Annotated in this window: 16 protein-coding genes; 12 read left to right on the plus strand and 4 right to left on the minus strand. The window is 74.0% G+C overall.

The window, feature by feature from the left end; genetic code table 11:
- The first annotated feature begins 13 nt into the window (after positions 1–13).
- From dnaJ to BM142_RS18870, 5 genes are all read left to right on the plus strand, one after another.
- Positions 14–1,234 carry a molecular chaperone DnaJ gene (gene dnaJ / locus BM142_RS18850; RefSeq protein WP_092202114.1) on the plus strand — a complete coding sequence of 407 codons (1,221 nt, stop codon included), beginning with the start codon at positions 14–16 and terminating at the stop codon, positions 1,232–1,234.
- A complete protein-coding gene (locus tag BM142_RS18855) occupies positions 1,231–1,668 on the plus strand; it encodes a heat shock protein transcriptional repressor HspR (protein WP_092202116.1) in 438 nt (145 codons plus the stop codon). The genes dnaJ and BM142_RS18855 overlap by 4 nt, the downstream gene beginning before the upstream one ends.
- Entirely contained in the window at positions 1,665–2,123 is a 459-nt protein-coding gene (locus BM142_RS18860; protein WP_092202118.1) for a MarR family winged helix-turn-helix transcriptional regulator, read from the plus strand. The genes BM142_RS18855 and BM142_RS18860 overlap by 4 nt, the downstream gene beginning before the upstream one ends.
- A gap of 106 nt (positions 2,124–2,229) precedes the next feature.
- Positions 2,230–2,718, plus strand: coding sequence for a MarR family winged helix-turn-helix transcriptional regulator (locus BM142_RS18865; protein WP_092202120.1), 489 nt, complete (start codon positions 2,230–2,232; stop codon positions 2,716–2,718).
- 59 nt (positions 2,719–2,777) lie between these two features.
- The gene (locus BM142_RS18870; RefSeq protein WP_254791071.1) at positions 2,778–4,394 is read left to right on the plus strand and encodes a DHA2 family efflux MFS transporter permease subunit; all 1,617 of its coding nucleotides are present in this window, start codon (positions 2,778–2,780) and stop codon (positions 4,392–4,394) included.
- Between the two features lie 84 nt (positions 4,395–4,478).
- Here BM142_RS18870 and BM142_RS18875 read toward each other — a convergent pair whose 3' ends face one another.
- Positions 4,479–4,919, minus strand: a complete 441-nt coding sequence (locus tag BM142_RS18875) for an OsmC family peroxiredoxin (RefSeq protein ID WP_092202122.1) — start codon at positions 4,917–4,919, stop codon at positions 4,479–4,481.
- 85 nt (positions 4,920–5,004) lie between these two features.
- A complete protein-coding gene (locus tag BM142_RS18880) occupies positions 5,005–5,460 on the minus strand; it encodes a MarR family winged helix-turn-helix transcriptional regulator (RefSeq protein ID WP_092202123.1) in 456 nt (151 codons plus the stop codon).
- A gap of 203 nt (positions 5,461–5,663) precedes the next feature.
- Here BM142_RS18880 and clpB point away from each other — a divergent pair, with 203 nt between their 5' ends.
- The gene (gene clpB, locus BM142_RS18885; RefSeq protein ID WP_092202125.1) at positions 5,664–8,249 is read left to right on the plus strand and encodes an ATP-dependent chaperone ClpB; all 2,586 of its coding nucleotides are present in this window, start codon (positions 5,664–5,666) and stop codon (positions 8,247–8,249) included.
- Positions 8,250–8,440: 191 nt separating this feature from the next.
- Positions 8,441–9,106 (plus strand): hypothetical protein, encoded by a 666-nt coding sequence (locus BM142_RS18890; RefSeq protein WP_092202127.1) that lies wholly within the window; start codon positions 8,441–8,443, stop codon positions 9,104–9,106.
- 48 nt (positions 9,107–9,154) lie between these two features.
- Here the strand turns inward: BM142_RS18890 and BM142_RS18895 are convergent, their stop codons facing one another.
- Positions 9,155–9,619 (minus strand): hypothetical protein, encoded by a 465-nt coding sequence (locus tag BM142_RS18895; protein ID WP_139228945.1) that lies wholly within the window; start codon positions 9,617–9,619, stop codon positions 9,155–9,157.
- 114 nt (positions 9,620–9,733) lie between these two features.
- Between BM142_RS18895 and BM142_RS18900 the strand changes: the two genes are divergently transcribed.
- Both BM142_RS18900 and BM142_RS18905 read left to right on the plus strand, forming a co-directional pair.
- Positions 9,734–11,407 carry a molybdopterin-dependent oxidoreductase gene (locus BM142_RS18900; RefSeq protein WP_217640793.1) on the plus strand — a complete coding sequence of 558 codons (1,674 nt, stop codon included), beginning with the start codon at positions 9,734–9,736 and terminating at the stop codon, positions 11,405–11,407.
- Between the two features lie 125 nt (positions 11,408–11,532).
- On the plus strand, positions 11,533–12,201 hold the full coding sequence (locus BM142_RS18905) for a fasciclin domain-containing protein (protein ID WP_254791072.1): 669 nt from the start codon (positions 11,533–11,535) through the stop codon (positions 12,199–12,201).
- 60 nt (positions 12,202–12,261) lie between these two features.
- Here the strand turns inward: BM142_RS18905 and BM142_RS18910 are convergent, their stop codons facing one another.
- On the minus strand, positions 12,262–12,717 hold the full coding sequence (locus BM142_RS18910; protein WP_092202132.1) for a TspO/MBR family protein: 456 nt from the start codon (positions 12,715–12,717) through the stop codon (positions 12,262–12,264).
- Positions 12,718–12,750: 33 nt separating this feature from the next.
- Between BM142_RS18910 and pyrE the strand changes: the two genes are divergently transcribed.
- The 3 genes from pyrE to BM142_RS18925 all read left to right on the plus strand — a co-directional run bounded on the left by pyrE (position 12,751) and on the right by BM142_RS18925 (position 16,256).
- Positions 12,751–13,308, plus strand: coding sequence for an orotate phosphoribosyltransferase (gene pyrE / locus BM142_RS18915; protein WP_092202134.1), 558 nt, complete (start codon positions 12,751–12,753; stop codon positions 13,306–13,308).
- Positions 13,309–13,442: 134 nt separating this feature from the next.
- The gene (locus tag BM142_RS18920; protein WP_092202206.1) at positions 13,443–14,864 is read left to right on the plus strand and encodes an FAD-binding oxidoreductase; all 1,422 of its coding nucleotides are present in this window, start codon (positions 13,443–13,445) and stop codon (positions 14,862–14,864) included.
- Between the two features lie 39 nt (positions 14,865–14,903).
- Positions 14,904–16,256: an FAD-dependent oxidoreductase gene (locus tag BM142_RS18925; RefSeq protein WP_092202136.1), complete on the plus strand. Its 1,353-nt coding sequence runs from the start codon at positions 14,904–14,906 to the stop codon at positions 16,254–16,256.
- Positions 16,257–16,284: the final 28 nt, after the last annotated feature.

Here is a 16,284-nt window from a genome sequence, read left to right on the forward strand (position 1 = left end):
GAGGGGGCGCCCGGTGAGCACCCGGGACTTCATCGAGAAGGACTACTACGCCGCGCTGGGCGTCCCCAAGGACGCCGATGCGCCGGCGATCAAGAAGGCCTACCGCAAGCTGGCCACGGAGCTGCACCCGGACAAGAACCCGGGCAACGCCGAGGCCGAGGCGCGCTTCAAGGACGTGTCCGAGGCCTACGACGTGCTGTCGGACCCCACCCGGCGGGCGGAGTACGACGAGGCCCGCCGCCTGTTCGGGGCGGGTGGCTTCGGGGCCGGCGGCCGTCCGGGCGGCTTCCCCGGCGGCTTCCCGGGCGGGAGCGGCGGCGGTCAGCCGTTCGACCTCGGCGACCTCTTCGGCGCGGCGGGTGGTGCCGGCCCGGCCGGGGGGCGCGGGGCCGGTGGGCTCGGCGACATCCTCGGTGGGCTGTTCGGCGGCGCCGGTGGCGCGCGCGCCCGGAGCCAGGCGGCGTCCGGACCCGCCCGCGGTCAGGACGTCGAGACCGAGGCGACGCTCTCCTTCGACGAGGCGGCGCTCGGCGTCACCGTCCCGCTGCGGATGCAGAGCCCGGGCACCTGCCCGACCTGCAGCGGCAGCGGGGCCAAGCCGGGCACCAGCCCCCACACCTGCCCGGTGTGCCAGGGGGCCGGCGTCACCAGCCGGAGCCAGGGCGCGTTCGCCTTCTCCGAGCCCTGCCGCAACTGCCGCGGCACCGGCTCGGTGGTCGACGACCCCTGCCCGACCTGCGCCGGCAACGGGGTCACCACGCAGACCCGCACGATCACCGTCCGGATCCCGGCGGGGGTCAGGGACGGCCAGCGCATCCGGCTGGCCGGCAAGGGTGCCCCGGGACGCCGCGGCGGTCCGGCCGGTGACCTGTTCGTCGTCGTGCACGTGGCCGAGCACGAGCTCTTCGGGCGCAAGGGCGAGGACCTGACGCTCACCGTGCCGATCACCTTCGCGGAGGCCGCGCTGGGGACGACGCTGACCGTGCCCACGCTCGACGGCAACGTCTCGCTCAAGGTGCCGGCCGGCACCGCCAGCGGGCGCACGCTCCGGGTCCGGGGGCGCGGGGTGCCCGGCAAGGGGCGGTCCGGTGACCTGCTGGTCACCCTCGAGGTGGCCGTGCCGTCGCGGTTGACACCGGCCCAGCGCAAGGCGGTCGAGAGCCTGGCCGAGGAGATGAGCGAGGACCCCCGGCCGCAGATCACCGCCGCGGTGCAGGCGGGAGGTGCGCGGTGAGCAGCCACTCCGACGGCGTCCGGGCCGTGGCCGAGGACGCCCCGGTCTTCGTGATCTCGGTGGCGGCCGAGCTGGCCGGCATGCACGCGCAGACGCTGCGCCAGTACGACCGGCTGGGTCTGGTCAGCCCCGGCCGGACGCCGGGCGGCGGGCGCCGCTACAGCCCGCGGGACGTGGCGCTGCTCCGCGAGGTGCAGCGGCTCTCCCAGGAGGACGGCGTCAACCTGGCGGGGATCAAGCGGATCATCGACCTGGAGTCGCAGGTCGAGGCGCTGCAGGCGCGGGTCCGCGAGCTGCTCGAGGCCATCGACCTCGCCGAGGCCCGGCGCATGGCGGCGGAGGCCGCCGTGCCCGCCGGCTACCGGCGTGACCTGGTGCCGCGGAGCCGCCCGAGCTCGGCGCTCGTCGTCTGGCGCCCGCGAGGCGGACGGTGACCGAGTCGCACGAGGCCTTCGTCCGGCTGGAGCGCGAGGTGGGGCTGCTGCTGCGCCGGGCACGGGCCATCTCCGCCCGGCTCGCCGGTGAGCTGCACCCCGACCTGGACGGCGCGGCCTACGGGCTCCTGGCGCTGCTGCAGGACTCCGGTCCGCTCCGGGCCAGCGAGGTCGTGGCCCGACTGGGTCTCGACAAGAGCACCGTCAGCCGACAGGTGGCGCACCTGGTGGACCTCGGGCTCGTCGACCGCAGCGCCGATCCCGTCGACGGCCGGGCGCAGGTGCTGACGCCGTCGGCCGAGGGCTCGGCCCGCCTCTCCCGCATCCGGGACGTGCGGCGGGCCCGGTGGGAGTCCGATCTGGAGGACTGGCCGGCCGCCGACGTGGCCCAGCTCGCGGAACTGCTGGGCCGGCTGAACCGGCTCGGGGAGGCGCGCGAGGCCGCCGGCCCCTGAGCCGGTGAGAGCCGGATCACGGGGCGTCGGCCGGGTGACTGGTTGTAGACCGCAACCAAACTGCTATATGGTTGCGGTCTACACCTAGTCACCCCCGAGGATCCCCATGACCATCAGTCCCGAGACGCGGGACCGGCTGACGGCGAGCATCGCCCAGCTCGTCCGCACCGGGCGGCAGGTCAGCACCCGGGCCGCCGCCCAGCTCTACGGAGAACTGCCCTCCTTCGGCTGGGCGCTCCTGCTGCCCCTGGAGCGCGACGGCGCCCAGCGCTGCAGCTCGCTCGCGGCGCACGCCGGGATCGACGTCTCCGTCGCCAGCCGCCAGGTGGCGGCCCTCGAGCGGGACGGCCACGTCGAGCGGCGTCCCGACCCGGACGACGGCCGGGCCAGCCTGCTCAGCATCACCGAGCGCGGATCGCTGGCCCTCGCGGCGACCCGTGCCCTGCGCGCGGACTGGGCCCTCGGTGCGCTGAGCGCCTGGGACGAGACCGACGCCCGCCTGCTCAGCGACCTGCTCGACCGGCTCGTCGCCGACCTGGAGCCGTTCGCCGGGCACCGTCCCGCGGCCGGGACGGCCGTCCCCGCCCCCCGATGACCACCCCGCTCCCGACCGTGCGCCCGTCCCGCCGGACCGACCTTCCCCCCAGGAGAACCGTGAGCAGCACCATCCAGCGCCCCGGCACCGTCGCGGCGCCCGAGCCTGCGGCCGACACCGCCCCGGCCGAGCAGCAGGGCCAGATGACGCACCGGGAGATCCTCTCGGCGCTGTCCGGGATGCTCCTGGCGATGTTCGTGGCGTTCCTGTCCTCGACCGTCGTCTCCAACGCCCTGCCGACCATCATCACCGAGCTGCGCGGGTCGCAGAGCCAGTACACCTGGGTGGTCACCGCGACGCTCCTGGCCTCGACGGCGTCGACGCCGATCTGGGGCAAGCTCGCCGACCTGTTCAGCAAGAAGCTGCTGATCCAGCTCTCCATCGTCATCTTCGTCGTCGGCTCGATGCTGGCCGGGCTGTCGCAGTCGGTGGAGACGCTGATCGCCTGGCGGGTGCTCCAGGGGCTCGGCCTGGGCGGCCTGCAGGCGCTGGTGCAGATCGCGATGGCGGCCATGATCAGCCCGCGCGAGCGCGGCCGGTACGCCGGTCTGCTGGGCGGCGTGATGGCCGTCGCCACGGTCGGCGGCCCGCTGCTCGGCGGTCTGCTCGTGGACACCAGCTGGCTGGGCTGGCGCTGGTGCTTCTACGTCGGCGTCCCCTTCGGTCTGGTCGCCCTCGTGCTGCTGCAGCGCACCCTGCACCTGCCGGTGACGAAGCGGACGGTGCACATCGACTACCTGGGTGCGGCCTTCCTGGCCGCCGGCGTCTCGGCCCTGCTGATCTGGGTGACGCTGGCCGGCAACAGCTTCGCGTGGGCCTCTACCGAGACGGCGCTGTTCCTCGCCGGCGGCGGCGCGGCCGTCATCGCCTTCGTCGTCACCGAGCTGAAGGCCACGGAGCCGATCGTGCCGCTGCGGCTGTTCCGCGACCGGACGACGACGCTGGCCATCATCGCCAGCATCGCGATCGGCGTGGCGATGTTCGGCTCGTCGGTCTTCCTCGGCCAGTACCTGCAGATCTCCCGCGGCTACTCGCCGACCGTGGCCGGCCTGCTGACCATCCCGATGGTCGCCGGCCTGCTGCTGTCCTCGACGGTGTCCGGCATCCTGATCACCAGGACCGGCCGCTGGAAGCGGTTCCTGGTGGCCGGCTCGGTGCTGGTCGTCGTCGGCTTCGCGCTGCTCGGATCGGTCGACCACGAGACGGACATGGTGCTGCTGAGCAGCTTCCTCTTCGTGCTGGGCGTCGGCATCGGCATGACGATGCAGAACCTCGTCCTCGCCGTCCAGAACACCGTGGCGGCGACGGACCTGGGCGCCGCGAGCTCCGCGGTGGCCTTCTTCCGCAGCCTCGGGGGCACCGTCGGCGTCTCGGTGCTGGGCGCGGTCCTGTCCACGCGCGTCGGTGACCTGATCCGCGGCGGCCTGGCCGACGTGCCCGGCGCCGCCGCGGCCGCGGGCTCCGGCGAGATCGGCCTGGCGAACCTTGCCGACGCCCCGCCGGCGATCCAGACCCTGATCCGGGTCAGCTACGGCGACGCCACCGGCCGGATCTTCGTCATCTCCGCGGTGATCGCCGTGGTCGCGATGGGGGCGATCGTGCTCATCCGGGAGATCGCTCTCAGCACGCAGAGCGGCGAGGCGCGGCTGCGCGAGGAGTCGGCAGAGCGCGTCTGACCCGGTTGCCCCGCCGGCGGAGGAACCTGTGCACACGTCCTGGCTGATCCAGGCGCATGCACAGGTTCCGCTGCCGGTGCGGGGCTAGTTCTCCAGGGCCGCGTCGAGGGTGATCTCGTCGACGCCGGCCAGCGCCTTGCTGACCGGGCAGCCGACCTTCGCCGCCTGGGCCGCCTGCTCGAAGCCCGCGGCGTCCAGGCCCTCGACCTCGCCGCGCACCGTGAGCGCGACCGTCGTGATGTGCGGTGCGCCGTCCTTCTGGCCGAGCGTCACCTCGGCGGTGATCTCCAGCGCCGTCGGGGTCCCGCCGGCCTTGTCGATCTCGTTGGAGAGGGCCATGGCGAAGCAGGACGAGTGCGCGGCGGCGATGAGCTCCTCGGGACTCGTCGTCCCCCCGGCCTCCTCGGCGGCCCGCTTCGGGAAGGACACCTCGTAGGTGCCGACCTTCGAGCTGGTGAGCTCGACCTGGCCGGATCCGTCCTGCAGGGTGCCGTTCCAGGCGGTGCGTGCGGTGCGAGTGGGCATGGTCCTTCTTCCGTGCCGGGCGCCGCCCGCTCCTGGACGGCGCGTCGACGCAGCCCTTACCCGCTGACGTGCGGGGTCAACGCGTTCAGCAGACGGCCTCGCCGCGGTTCACCCGCTCGGTGAGCAGACGGAGGCGCTGCATGAGCTCGTCGAACTCGCCGCTGTCGAAGCCGATGGCGCCGATCATCTCCTGGGAGATCCCGAACGCCTTGTCCTTGAGCGCGCGGCCCTCGTCGGTCAGCGCGATGGCGACCGAGCGCTCGTCCTCGACGCGGCGGTGCCGGGTGACCAGACCGGCCGCGGTCAGCCGCTTCAGCAGCGGGGAGAGGGTGCCGCTGTCCAGCGCCAGGCGGGACCCGAGCTGACCCACGGTCTGGTGGTCGGACTCCCAGAGCAGCATCATGACCAGGTACTGCGGATAGGTGAGGCCGAGAGCGTCGAGCATCGGTCGGTAGCGCGCCGTCACGGCCCGGGAAGCGGCGTACAGCGCGAAGCACAGCTGGTCGTCGAGTGCGACGCTCGGTGCCGGCAGGGCGGTCATGGGGCGAGTCTAGGTGCCGGAAGGCGCCATGCCACCGTCCCGGCGCAGTCCGGGGCCCCGTCGAGGGGTTCCGGCCCGGGACCGGGCATGCAAGGGTTGAGCGGAACAGACTCAACTTGTGCGTCGTTGCACGGATCGACCAGGCGGCCACCGGTCCCCTCCGGTGGTCGATCGATCCAGCCGAGAGGAAGGCGTCCCCGACCATGGAGAGCAAGCTCACGACCCGGTCGCAGGAGGCCGTCGCCGGGGCCCAGCGACTCGCCGTCGCCCGCGGCCAGGCGGCACTGGAGCCGCTGCACCTCCTCGCCGCCCTGCTGGAGCAGTCCGACGGCATCGCCGGCCCGCTGCTCACCGCGGTCGGCGCCGATCCCGTCGACGTCCGCGCGAAGGCGGATGCGGCGCTGCGCCGCATGCCCAGCGTGAGCGGGGCGACCGTGCCCGCCCCGTCGCCGTCCCGGGAACTGCTCCGCGTCATCAACGACGCGGGGGAGCAGGCGAGCGCCCTCGGTGACGAGTACATCTCCACCGAGCACCTGCTCGTCGGGCTCGCCGGCTCGGCCGGCGAGGCGGGTGACGTCCTCACCGGCGCCGGGGCCACCCGGGAGACGCTGCTGGCGGCCTTCCGCACCGTCCGGGGCAACCGCAAGGTGACGACGCCGGACCCCGAGGGCACCTTCCAGGCGCTCGAGAAGTACGCCGTCGACCTCACCCAGCGGGCCCGCGACGGCAAGATCGACCCGGTCATCGGCCGGGACACCGAGATCCGGCGGGTCGTCCAGGTGCTCTCCCGGCGGACCAAGAACAACCCGGTCCTCATCGGCGAGCCCGGTGTGGGCAAGACCGCGATCGTCGAGGGCCTGGCCCAGCGGATGGTGGCCGGCGACGTCCCGGAGAGCCTCAAGGGCAAGCGGCTGATGGCCCTGGACCTGAGCTCCATGGTCGCGGGCGCGAAGTACCGCGGCGAGTTCGAGGAGCGGCTCAAGGCCGTGCTGCAGGAGATCACCGACGCCGAGGGGCAGATCGTCACCTTCATCGACGAGCTGCACACCATCGTCGGCGCCGGGGCCACCGGCGATTCGGCGATGGACGCCGGAAACATGATCAAGCCGATGCTGGCCCGCGGTGAGCTGCGCATGGTCGGGGCGACCACGCTCGACGAGTTCCGCGAGCACATCGAGAAGGACCCGGCCCTGGAGCGGCGCTTCCAGCAGGTCTTCGTGGGCGAGCCGAGCGTCGAGGACACCATCGGCATCCTGCGCGGTCTCAAGGAGCGCTACGAGGTGCACCACGGGGTCCGGATCACCGACACCGCGATCGTCGCGGCGGCCACGCTGTCGGACCGGTACGTCACGGCCCGGTTCCTGCCGGACAAGGCGATCGACCTCGTCGACGAGGCCGCCAGCCGGCTCCGGATGGAGATCGACAGCCGCCCGGTCGAGGTGGACGAGGTGGAGCGCGCCGTCCGCCGCATGGAGATCGAGGAGATGGCGCTGTCCAAGGAGGACGACCCCTCGTCGATGGAGCGGCTGGCCGCGCTGCGCGAGGAGCTCGCCAACCGACGGCAGGAGCTGGCCGAGCTGACCTTCCGGTGGCAGCAGGACAAGACCGCCATCGACCGCATCCAGCGGATCAAGGAGGAGCTGGAGTCGGTCCGCCTGGAGGCCGAGCGGGCCGAGCGCGACGGCGACCTCGCCCGGGCCGCGGAGCTGCGCTACGGCCGGCTGCCGGAGCTGGAGCGGTCGCTGACCTCGGCCGAGGAATCCGTGGCCGGTGGCGACTCGATGCTCAAGGAGGAGGTCGGCCCGGACGACATCGCCGAGGTCGTCCAGGCCTGGACCGGCATCCCCGCCGGCCGGCTGCTGGAGGGCGAGACGGCGAAGCTGCTCCGGATGGAGGACGAGCTCGGCCGGCGGGTGGTCGGCCAGACCGACGCCGTCCGCGCCGTCTCCGACGCCGTCCGCCGCGCGCGCTCCGGCGTCGCCGACCCCAACCGGCCCACCGGGTCGTTCCTGTTCCTGGGTCCGACGGGCGTCGGCAAGACCGAGCTGGCCAAGGCGCTGGCGGAGTTCCTCTTCGACGACGAGCGGGCCATGGTCCGCATCGACATGAGCGAGTACTCCGAGAAGCACTCGGTCGCCCGGCTGGTCGGCGCCCCGCCCGGCTACGTCGGCTACGAGTCCGGCGGCCAGCTCACCGAGGCCGTGCGCCGGCGTCCCTACACGGTGGTCCTCTTCGACGAGGTCGAGAAGGCGCACCAGGACGTGTTCGACGTGCTGCTCCAGGTGCTCGACGACGGCCGGCTCACCGACGGGCAGGGCCGGACGGTGGACTTCCGCAACACCATCCTCATCCTGACGTCCAACCTGGGCTCGCAGCTGATCGCCGATCAGTCGGTGCCGGAGGCAAGCCGCCGGGAAGCGGTGATGGACGTCGTCCGCACGCACTTCAAGCCGGAGTTCCTCAACCGGCTCGACGACGTCGTGGTCTTCCGGGCGCTGGGCAGCGAGGAGCTGACCGGGATCGTCGAGATCCAGGTCGGCGTCCTGGCCCGGCGGCTGGCGGCCCGGCGGCTCACCCTGCAGGTCACCGAGGCGGCGAAGGAGTGGCTGGCGATCAACGGGTTCGACCCCGTCTACGGTGCCCGGCCGCTGCGCCGGCTGGTGCAGTCCGCCATCGGCGACCAGCTGGCCAGGGCGCTGCTGTCCGGTGACATCCGGGACGGCGACGAGGTGGTCGTCGACCGGCCGGCGGACGTGGCCGACGGCGGGCTCAGCGTCACGCGCGGCTGAGACGGGCCCGACCGGCCCGCCCGATCCCCTGGACCGGACGGGCCGGCGCGCTGCCGCAGCCACCCACCGGGCGCGCCGGCCGGGCCGCGGCCGCCTGACCCGACCGGGCGACAGCGGGCGGCGCGGCGATGGCGGCCGAACGCGGGGGTCCACCATGATCGGCAGGAATCGACACGTCCGGGAGGCCGAAGATGACGTCAGGACAGAGCGGTCCGCACGGGGACCCCGACCAGCAGGGGCAGGGTGGGCCTCCGCAGGGCTGGAACGCCCCGCCGTCCCAGCCGCCGTACGGGCAGCAGCAGCCGGGGCAGCCGCCCTACGGGCAGCAGTACCCGGGGTACGCCCCGGCGCCGTCGGCACCCACCGGGTACGGGGCGCCGCCCCCGATGGAGCGGCCGACCACCGTCCGCGCCGGCATCGGGGCGCTGGTGGCGAGCCTCGTGCTCGGGCTGATCTCGGCGATCGTGACGTTCTCCGACCTCGACGGCCTGATCGAGGAGACGCTGCGCCAGTCGACCGACCCCGCGATCACCGAGGACCTCGCCCGCACGGGCATCCTCATCGGCGTCGTCATCACGCTGATCATCCTGGGGCTGCAGGCGCTCTTCATCTGGTTCGCCTGGCAGGGGCGCAACTGGGCGCGGATCGTCATCTGGGTGCTCGGCGGCATCAGCGTGGTCTTCGGCCTGGTGGGCCTCGCGGCCGGCACCGGCGGGCAGGCCACCAGCGGTTTCGCCACCTCGCTGGGCTGGTTCCAGCTGATCCTGACCGCCGTCGGCATCGTGGCACTGGCGCTCAAGCCGTCCAACGACTGGTACCGCTTCCGCGGCTGGCAGCGGGCGAACGGCCAGGGCTGACCGGATCGTCGTCGGTGGCTCCGCGGACGGAGCCACCGACGACGGCCGTCAGCCGGCGGAGCGCAGCGGCGGCACCCACTCCCGGGTCCCCCGGGCGAGCAGACCCGCGACGGCCGCGATCGAGAGGGCCAGCAGCAGCAGAGACGCGATCGTGATGTCGCCGGCGACGAGCTGGAAGAGGGTGAGCACGACCAGCAACCCGCTGGCCGCCAGCCCCGTCCACCGCGCCCAGGGCTGCCGGCGGGGGAAGAACCACGCGGACAGCGCCAGCACGAGGCCGAGCACCACGTTCGGGATCAGGGACGACAGCACGAACTGCCGGGCCGCGTCGCGGCCGACCTCGGCGGCCTCCGCGACGCGGTCGACGGCGTCGTCGAAGCCGGACCAGAGCAGTGCGCCGTTGGTCAGCAGCAGCGCCGCGACCACGCCCATGGCGATGGCGGCGACCCGCACGGACGGCGGCAGGACGGGGCGCGCGGCAGGTCCTCCCGCAGGGGTCTGATCGGTCGGCACCGCGCCAGGGTGCCAGACCTCCTCCCCGGCGGGCCGCGTCGGCCACAGCCGGTTGTGCCCCAGATGATTTCTCCCGATCGAATCCGGTCCGGGGGTGGCGCACGAAGACCCGGTGTGACCACTTCCCTCCAGGACCCGGCGCCGGCCGCGGACGAGCGCTCCGAGCGGCCCCCCCGGCGCCGTGTCCTGGCCGCGCTCGCCGGCCTGCTGGCCGCCGCGGTGGCGCTCGGTGCGGCGGAGCTGGCCGCCGGGCTCGTGGGGCCGGTCTCCTCGCCGGTGATCGCCGTCGGCGACGCGGCCATCACCCTCACGCCCGAGCCGGTGAAGGCGTTCGCCATCCGCACGTTCGGCGAGGACGACAAGATCGCCCTGATCGTCGGGATGCTGGTCGTCATCGCCGGCTACGCCGTGCTCGTCGGGTTGCTCGGACTGCGCAACCGGCGGCTCGGCGTCCTCGGGATCGCCGTCTTCGGGGCCGTCGGCGTCCTCGCCGCCCTCACCCGGCCGGCGGGGGCGCCGCTGGACGCCCTTCCCTCGCTGCTCGGCGCCACGGCCGGGACCGTCGCCCTGCTGGTCCTGCTCGCGCCGCTGACCGCACCGGTCGCCGGCCCGTCCGGGGAGCGGCCCGCGCCGACGTCCGGCGGGCATGCCGACGAGCGGATCGTGGAGCGGCTGCGGGACGTCCTCGGCTCGACCGACCGCAAGGGCGCCGGCCTCGACCGGCGGCGCTTCTTCCTCACCAGCGGTGTCGCCCTCGGCGCCGCGGCCGTCACCGGGGGCGGTGGCCGGCTGCTCCAGCGGCGCTTCGACGTCGCGGGGGACCGGGCCGCGCTGACCCTGCCGGCCCCCGCCTCCCCGGCGGCCGCGCTGCCCGCCGGCGCCGACCTCTCCGACGAGGTCGACGGGCTGACCCCGCTGTTCACCGCCAACGGCGAGTTCTACCGGGTCGACACCGCGCTCAGCGTCCCGCGCATCCGTCCCGCCGACTACCGGCTGGAGCTGGCCGGGATGTTCGACTCCCCGCGCAGCTACACCCTCGCCGACCTGTTCGAACGCGACGACCTGATCGAGCGCGACATCACGCTGACCTGCGTCTCCAACGAGGTGGGCGGCGGGCTGGCCGGCACCGCGCGCTGGATCGGCGTCCCCCTGGCCGCCCTGCTGGAGGAGAACGGCATCCGCACCGGCAGCGATCAGCTGCTGTGCCGTTCCGAGGACGGCATGACGATCGGCGCCCCGACCCGCAGCGCGCTCGAGGTCGAGGACGCGATGCTGGCGTTCGGGATGAACGGCGAGCCGCTCCCGGTCGAGCACGGCTTCCCGGTGCGGATGCTGATCCCCGGCCTGTACGGCTACGTGTCGGCCTGCAAGTGGCTGGTGCGCATCGAGGCCACCACCTTCGACGCCGTCGACGCCTACTGGACCGAGCGCGACTGGGCCGCCGAGGGGCCGATCAAGATCGCGTCCCGGATCGACACCCCCGCCCCGCTGCGCGAGTTCCCGGCCGGCCGCCGCGCCATCGCCGGCGTGGCCTGGGCCCAGACCCGCGGCATCGCCTCGGTCGAGGTGCGCGTGGACGACGAGGACTGGGCCGAGGCCGAGCTCTCCCCGCAGGTCGACGCCGACCTGTGGCGCCAGTGGGTGCTGCCCTACGACTTCGCGCCCGGCCGGCACTCGGTGACCGTGCGGGCCACGAGCGCCGACGGCGAGCGGCAGACCGAGGAGCGCGCCGCGCCCTTCCCCGCCGGATCCAGCGGCTGGCACTCCATCCAGGTGGTCGCCGGCTGACCGGCCACCCCACAGACTCGTCCCCGGCAGCTGCCGGAGACGCGATCCCGGACCGCGACCGCGGCCGGTGCACTCCCCGCCCGCGACAATGCGGTCGCACGGACAGGACAAAGGAGCACCACCTCGTGAAGAACAGCATGCTCACCCGCGGCGTCCTCCTCACCGCCGTCTCCACGCTCGCCATCACGCTGAGCGCCTGCGGCTCGGACGACTCCGCCGAGGACACCGGCGCGGCCGCCGACACCAGCAGCAGCATGGAGAGCTCGGAGACCACCGACAGCGCGACGCCGGTGTCCGACGAGCCGTTCGGCGAGGGCTGCGCCGCCGTTCCCGCCGAGGGCGAGGGCAGCTTCACCGGGATGACCGACGACCCGGTCGCCACCGCCGCCAGCAACAACCCGGCGCTGTCCACCCTGGTGCAGGCCGTCACCGCCGCCAACCTCGGCGACACGCTGAACACCACCGACGACATCACCGTGCTGGCCCCGGCCAACCCGGCGTTCGAGGCGGTTCCCGCGGACGCGCTGAACGGCCTGCTGGCCGACACGGCGGCGCTGACCACCGTGCTCACCCACCACGTCATCCCGGGTCGCCTGGCCCCCGACGAGCTGGCCGGCACGCACACCACGCTGAACAACGACGAGGTCACCATCGAGGGCTCGGGCGAGGACTTCTCCATCGCCGCCGAGGGCACCGTGACGCAGATGGAGGCCTCGGTGATCTGCGGGAACGTGCAGACCGCCAACGCCACCGTCTACATCATCGACCAGGTGCTGGCCCCGGCCGCGTCCTGATCCAGGCGCAGGGCCGTCGCCCGACTGCGGTCGAGCGGCGGCCCTCCTGCACGTCCGGGGTCAGTTGCGCCGTGCGATGGCGACCGTCAGGGCCGTCGCGAACGCCGTCCACGCGGCGTACGGCACCAGGACGGCGCCCGCCGGCCGGCTCACCCGGGCGGCCCGGCGGACCAGGTCGACCGTCGAGACCGTGAGGGCGGCGCTCTCCGCGGCGGCGAGCCACGGCCGGTGCGCGCGGAAGAACACCGGCGTCCAGGCGGTGTTCAGGACGAGGTCGGCGGCGTAGGCGCGACCGAACGAGGGGCCCGACCCCTTCGCGAGCGCCTCGCCGGAGGCCCAGGCGATGCCGGCGTAGAGGCCGGTCCAGACGATGCCGAAGGCCCGCGGTGGCGGGTACCAGGCCGGCTTCTCCAGGTTCTGGAACCAGCGGCTGTCCGGATCGGTGGCCAGCCCTCCGACGAGCGCGGCGGCGAGCGGCCCGGCGGCGGCGAGCAGGCGGGTGCGGCTGATCGGCATGCACCGATCCTGGGCCTCAGTAGGGTCGGACGCATGCAGAGCGACCCCGTCCCCGCGCACCCCGACCGTGACCGGCTGCGCGAGCTGATCGTCGAGCTCGCCGTGGTGCACGGGAAGGTGACGCTCTCCTCGGGGCGCGAGGCCGACTGGTACATCGACATGCGCCGGCTCACGCTGCACCACGAGGGCGCCCCGCTGGTCGGTCGCGTGATGCGGCAGCTGACCCGGGACCTGCGCTACGACGTCGTCGGCGGGCTGACCCTGGGCGCCGACCCGGTGGCCACGGCGATGCTGCACGCGGCGTCGGACGGCGAGGGCTTCCTCGACGCCTGCGTCGTCCGCAAGGCGGGTAAGGCGCACGGCCTGCAGCGGCGGATCGAGGGCCCGGACGTCGAGGGCCGCGCCGTGCTGGTGGTCGAGGACGTCTCCACCACCGGCGGCAGCCCGCTCACCGCGGCCGAGGCGCTGCAGGAGGCCGGTGCGGAGGTCATCGGGGTCGCGGTCATCGTGAACCGGGGCGCGCGCGAGGCCGTCGAGGCCGCCGGCTTCGAGTACCGCGCGGCCTTCGAGCTCGCCGACCTCGGCCTGTAGAAGACCCCGCGCCCCCGCTCCATGATCAGGGACCCTGATCATGGAGCGTCCTCCCTCACCGTGGGACGTGGGGGAGGACGCCGCACGATCAGGGAACCTGATCGTGGCCGGGGCCCAGGTCGTACGGTGTGACGGTGACCACTCAGTGGGGAACCGAGCTGCGCGACGCGCTCGGCGCCGACAGCGTCCTCACCGACCCCGACGTCACGGCGTCCTACGCCCGCGACCAGGCGATGCTCGCCCCGGCGGGCACGCCCGCGGCGGTCGTCCTGCCCCGGTGCACCGAGGACGTCGCCGCCGTCATGCGCATCGCCACCCGGCACGGCGTCCCCGTCGTCCCGCGCGGCGCCGGATCGGGGCTGGCCGGGTCCAGCAACGCCGTGGACGGCGCGATCACGCTGGTGATGACCCGCATGGACGCCGTCCTGGAGGTCTCGCCGGCCGACCGGCTGGCCGTCGTCCAGCCCGGCGTGGTGAACAAGTCGCTGCGCGACGCCGTCGCCGGGGCGGGCCTGTTCTACCCCCCGGACCCCTCCAGCTACGACTGGTGCACCATCGGCGGCAACCTCTCCACCAACTCCGGCGGCCTGTGCTGCGTGAAGTACGGCGTCACCACCGACTACGTGCTGGGCCTGGAGGTCGTGCTCGCCGACGGGCGGGTGCTGCGCACCGGCCGGCGCACCGTCAAGGGGGTGGCCGGCTACGACCTCGCCCGGCTCTTCGTCGGCTCCGAGGGCACGCTCGGGGTGATCACCGAGGCGACCCTCGCGCTGCGCCCGGCGCCCCGAAGGCCGGTCACCCTGGCCGCCACCTTCGCGACGACGGCACAGACCGGGCAGGTGGTCGAGCAGGTGGTGACCACCGGCCTGGTGCCCAGCCTGCTCGAGGTCATGGACAACACCTGCATCTGCGCCGTCGACGACCTGCTCAAGGCCGACCTCGACCGCACCGCCCGCGCCCTGCTGGTCGCGCAGTCCGACGCCGGCGGGGAGGCCGCCGCGGAGGAGATCGAGGCCCTCGCCCGGCTGTGCCGCGAGGCTGGCGCGGAGTTCGTGCACACCACCGACGACCCCGCGGAGGGTGACCTGCTGCTGGCGGCCCGCCGGATGGCGCTGCCGGCACTGGAGCAGCTGGGCAGCACGCTGATCGACGACGTCGCCGTGCCGCGCTCGCGGATCGCGCAGTTCCTCGACGGCTGCGACGCCATCGCCGCCGGCCGGGCGCTCACCATCGGCGTCGTCGGGCACGCCGGCGACGGCAACATGCACCCGACCATCTGCTTCGACCCCGCCGACGCCGACCAGCGGGAACGTGCCTTCGCGGCGTTCGACGACATCCTGGAACTGGGGCTGTCGCTCGGCGGCACGATCACCGGTGAGCACGGGGTGGGTGCGATCAAGGTCGACTGGCTGGAGCGCGAGATCGGGCCGGTGGCCCTCGACGTGCACCGGGCGATCAAGGACGCGCTGGACCCGGCCGGGCTGCTCAACCCGGGCAAGGTGTTCCGGCGTGCGGCCGTCCGGGACCTGGCCGCCGTCGCCGACCTGGGCGGGTGATGACCTGACGGTGTCGGCCGCAGGTGCCAGGCTGGCCCCATGAGCACCGAGCGGTTGGTCGTCATCGGCGGCGACGCGGCGGGCATGTCGGCGGCCGCGCAGGCCCGGCGCCTGCGGGACGCCGGTGACCTGGAGATCGTCGTCCTGGAGCAGGGTGACGTCGTCTCCTACTCCGCCTGCGGCATCCCGTACTGGGTGGGCGGGCAGGTCGAGGACCGGGACGCGCTGATCGCCCGCACGCCGGCGGAGTTCGCCGCCCGCGACATCGCCGTGCACACCCGCACGCGGGCGGTGGAGATCGACGCGGGCGCCGGGAAGGTCGTGACCGACGCCGGCGAGCGGATCGGCTACGACCGCCTGCTGATCGCCACCGGCGGGCGGCCGAACCGGCCGCCGATCCCCGGCCTCGACGCGCCCGGTGTGTACGGCGTGCACCGGCTGGACGACGGTGCCGCGATCCGGGCCGCCCTGGACGCCGGCGCGCGCCGGGCCCTGGTGCTGGGCGGCGGCTACATCGGGCTGGAGATGGCCGAGGCCCTGCAGCGGCGCGGGCTGGAGGTCACGGTCGTCCTCGCCGACCCGCTGCCGATGCAGCTCCTCGACGCCGACATGGCCGAACGGGTGTGCGCCGGCATGGGGGCCATGGGCATGGAGATGCACCCCGACCAGGCGGTCCGGGAGATCCTGGTCGACGAGGCCGGCCGCGCCCGGGGCGTGCGGACCGACGCCGGCAGCTACGACGCCGACCTGGTCGTGCTCGGTCTCGGCATGGGGCCGGAGGTGGCGCTGGCCGAGCAGGCCGGAATCCGGCTGGGCACCACCGGCGCCATCGCCGTCGACCGCACCCAGCGCACCCGCTCGCACCCGGAGATCTACGCCGCCGGCGACTGCTCGCAGACCTTCCACCGGGTCACCGGCGAGGCCACCCACGTCGCGCTCGGCACCCACGCGAACAAGCAGGGCCGGGTGGCCGGGTCGGTCATCGGCGGGCGGGCGGCCCGCTTCGCCGGGGTCCTGGGCACGGCCCTGACCAAGGTGGGGGACCTGGAGGTCGCCCGCACCGGGCTGTGCACCACCGAGGCCGAGCAGGCCGGGTTCGACTACCGCACCGACACGATCGAGGCGACGACGAGGGCCGGCTACTACCCGGGCGCCGAGGACATCGCGATCAAACTGCTGACCGAGGCCGGGTCGGGGCGGCTGATCGGGGCCCAGATCGTGGGCGGCCCCGGTTCCGGCAAGCGGATCGACGTGCTGGCCGCCGCCATCTGGGCCGGGATGACCGCCGAGGACCTCGCCGGCTCGGACCTCTCCTACGCCCCGCCCTTCTCGCCGACCTACGACCCGGTCGTGGTGGCGGCGCGGGTGGTCAGCCGCATCGAGCAGGGCTGAGCGGGACGGGACGGTGTCGTCGGGGTCG

Origin of the sequence: Blastococcus tunisiensis, assembly GCF_900112815.1 — a bacterium.
Classification (GTDB): Bacteria; Actinomycetota; Actinomycetes; order Mycobacteriales; family Geodermatophilaceae; genus Blastococcus_B; species Blastococcus_B tunisiensis.

Bases quoted from the DNA above. Each gene is read 5' to 3' on its own strand.
- BM142_RS18865 (WP_092202120.1), top strand. From the start codon at position 2,230: ATGACCATCAGTCCCGAGACGCGGGACCGGCTGACGGCGAGCATCGCC.
- BM142_RS18875 (WP_092202122.1), bottom strand. From the start codon at position 4,919: ATGCCCACTCGCACCGCACGCACCGCCTGGAACGGCACCCTGCAGGAC.
- BM142_RS18880 (WP_092202123.1), bottom strand. From the start codon at position 5,460: ATGACCGCCCTGCCGGCACCGAGCGTCGCACTCGACGACCAGCTGTGC.
- clpB (WP_092202125.1), top strand. From the start codon at position 5,664: ATGGAGAGCAAGCTCACGACCCGGTCGCAGGAGGCCGTCGCCGGGGCC.
- BM142_RS18890 (WP_092202127.1), top strand. From the start codon at position 8,441: ATGACGTCAGGACAGAGCGGTCCGCACGGGGACCCCGACCAGCAGGGG.
- BM142_RS18910 (WP_092202132.1), bottom strand. From the start codon at position 12,717: ATGCCGATCAGCCGCACCCGCCTGCTCGCCGCCGCCGGGCCGCTCGCC.
- pyrE (WP_092202134.1), top strand. From the start codon at position 12,751: ATGCAGAGCGACCCCGTCCCCGCGCACCCCGACCGTGACCGGCTGCGC.
- BM142_RS18925 (WP_092202136.1), top strand. From the start codon at position 14,904: ATGAGCACCGAGCGGTTGGTCGTCATCGGCGGCGACGCGGCGGGCATG.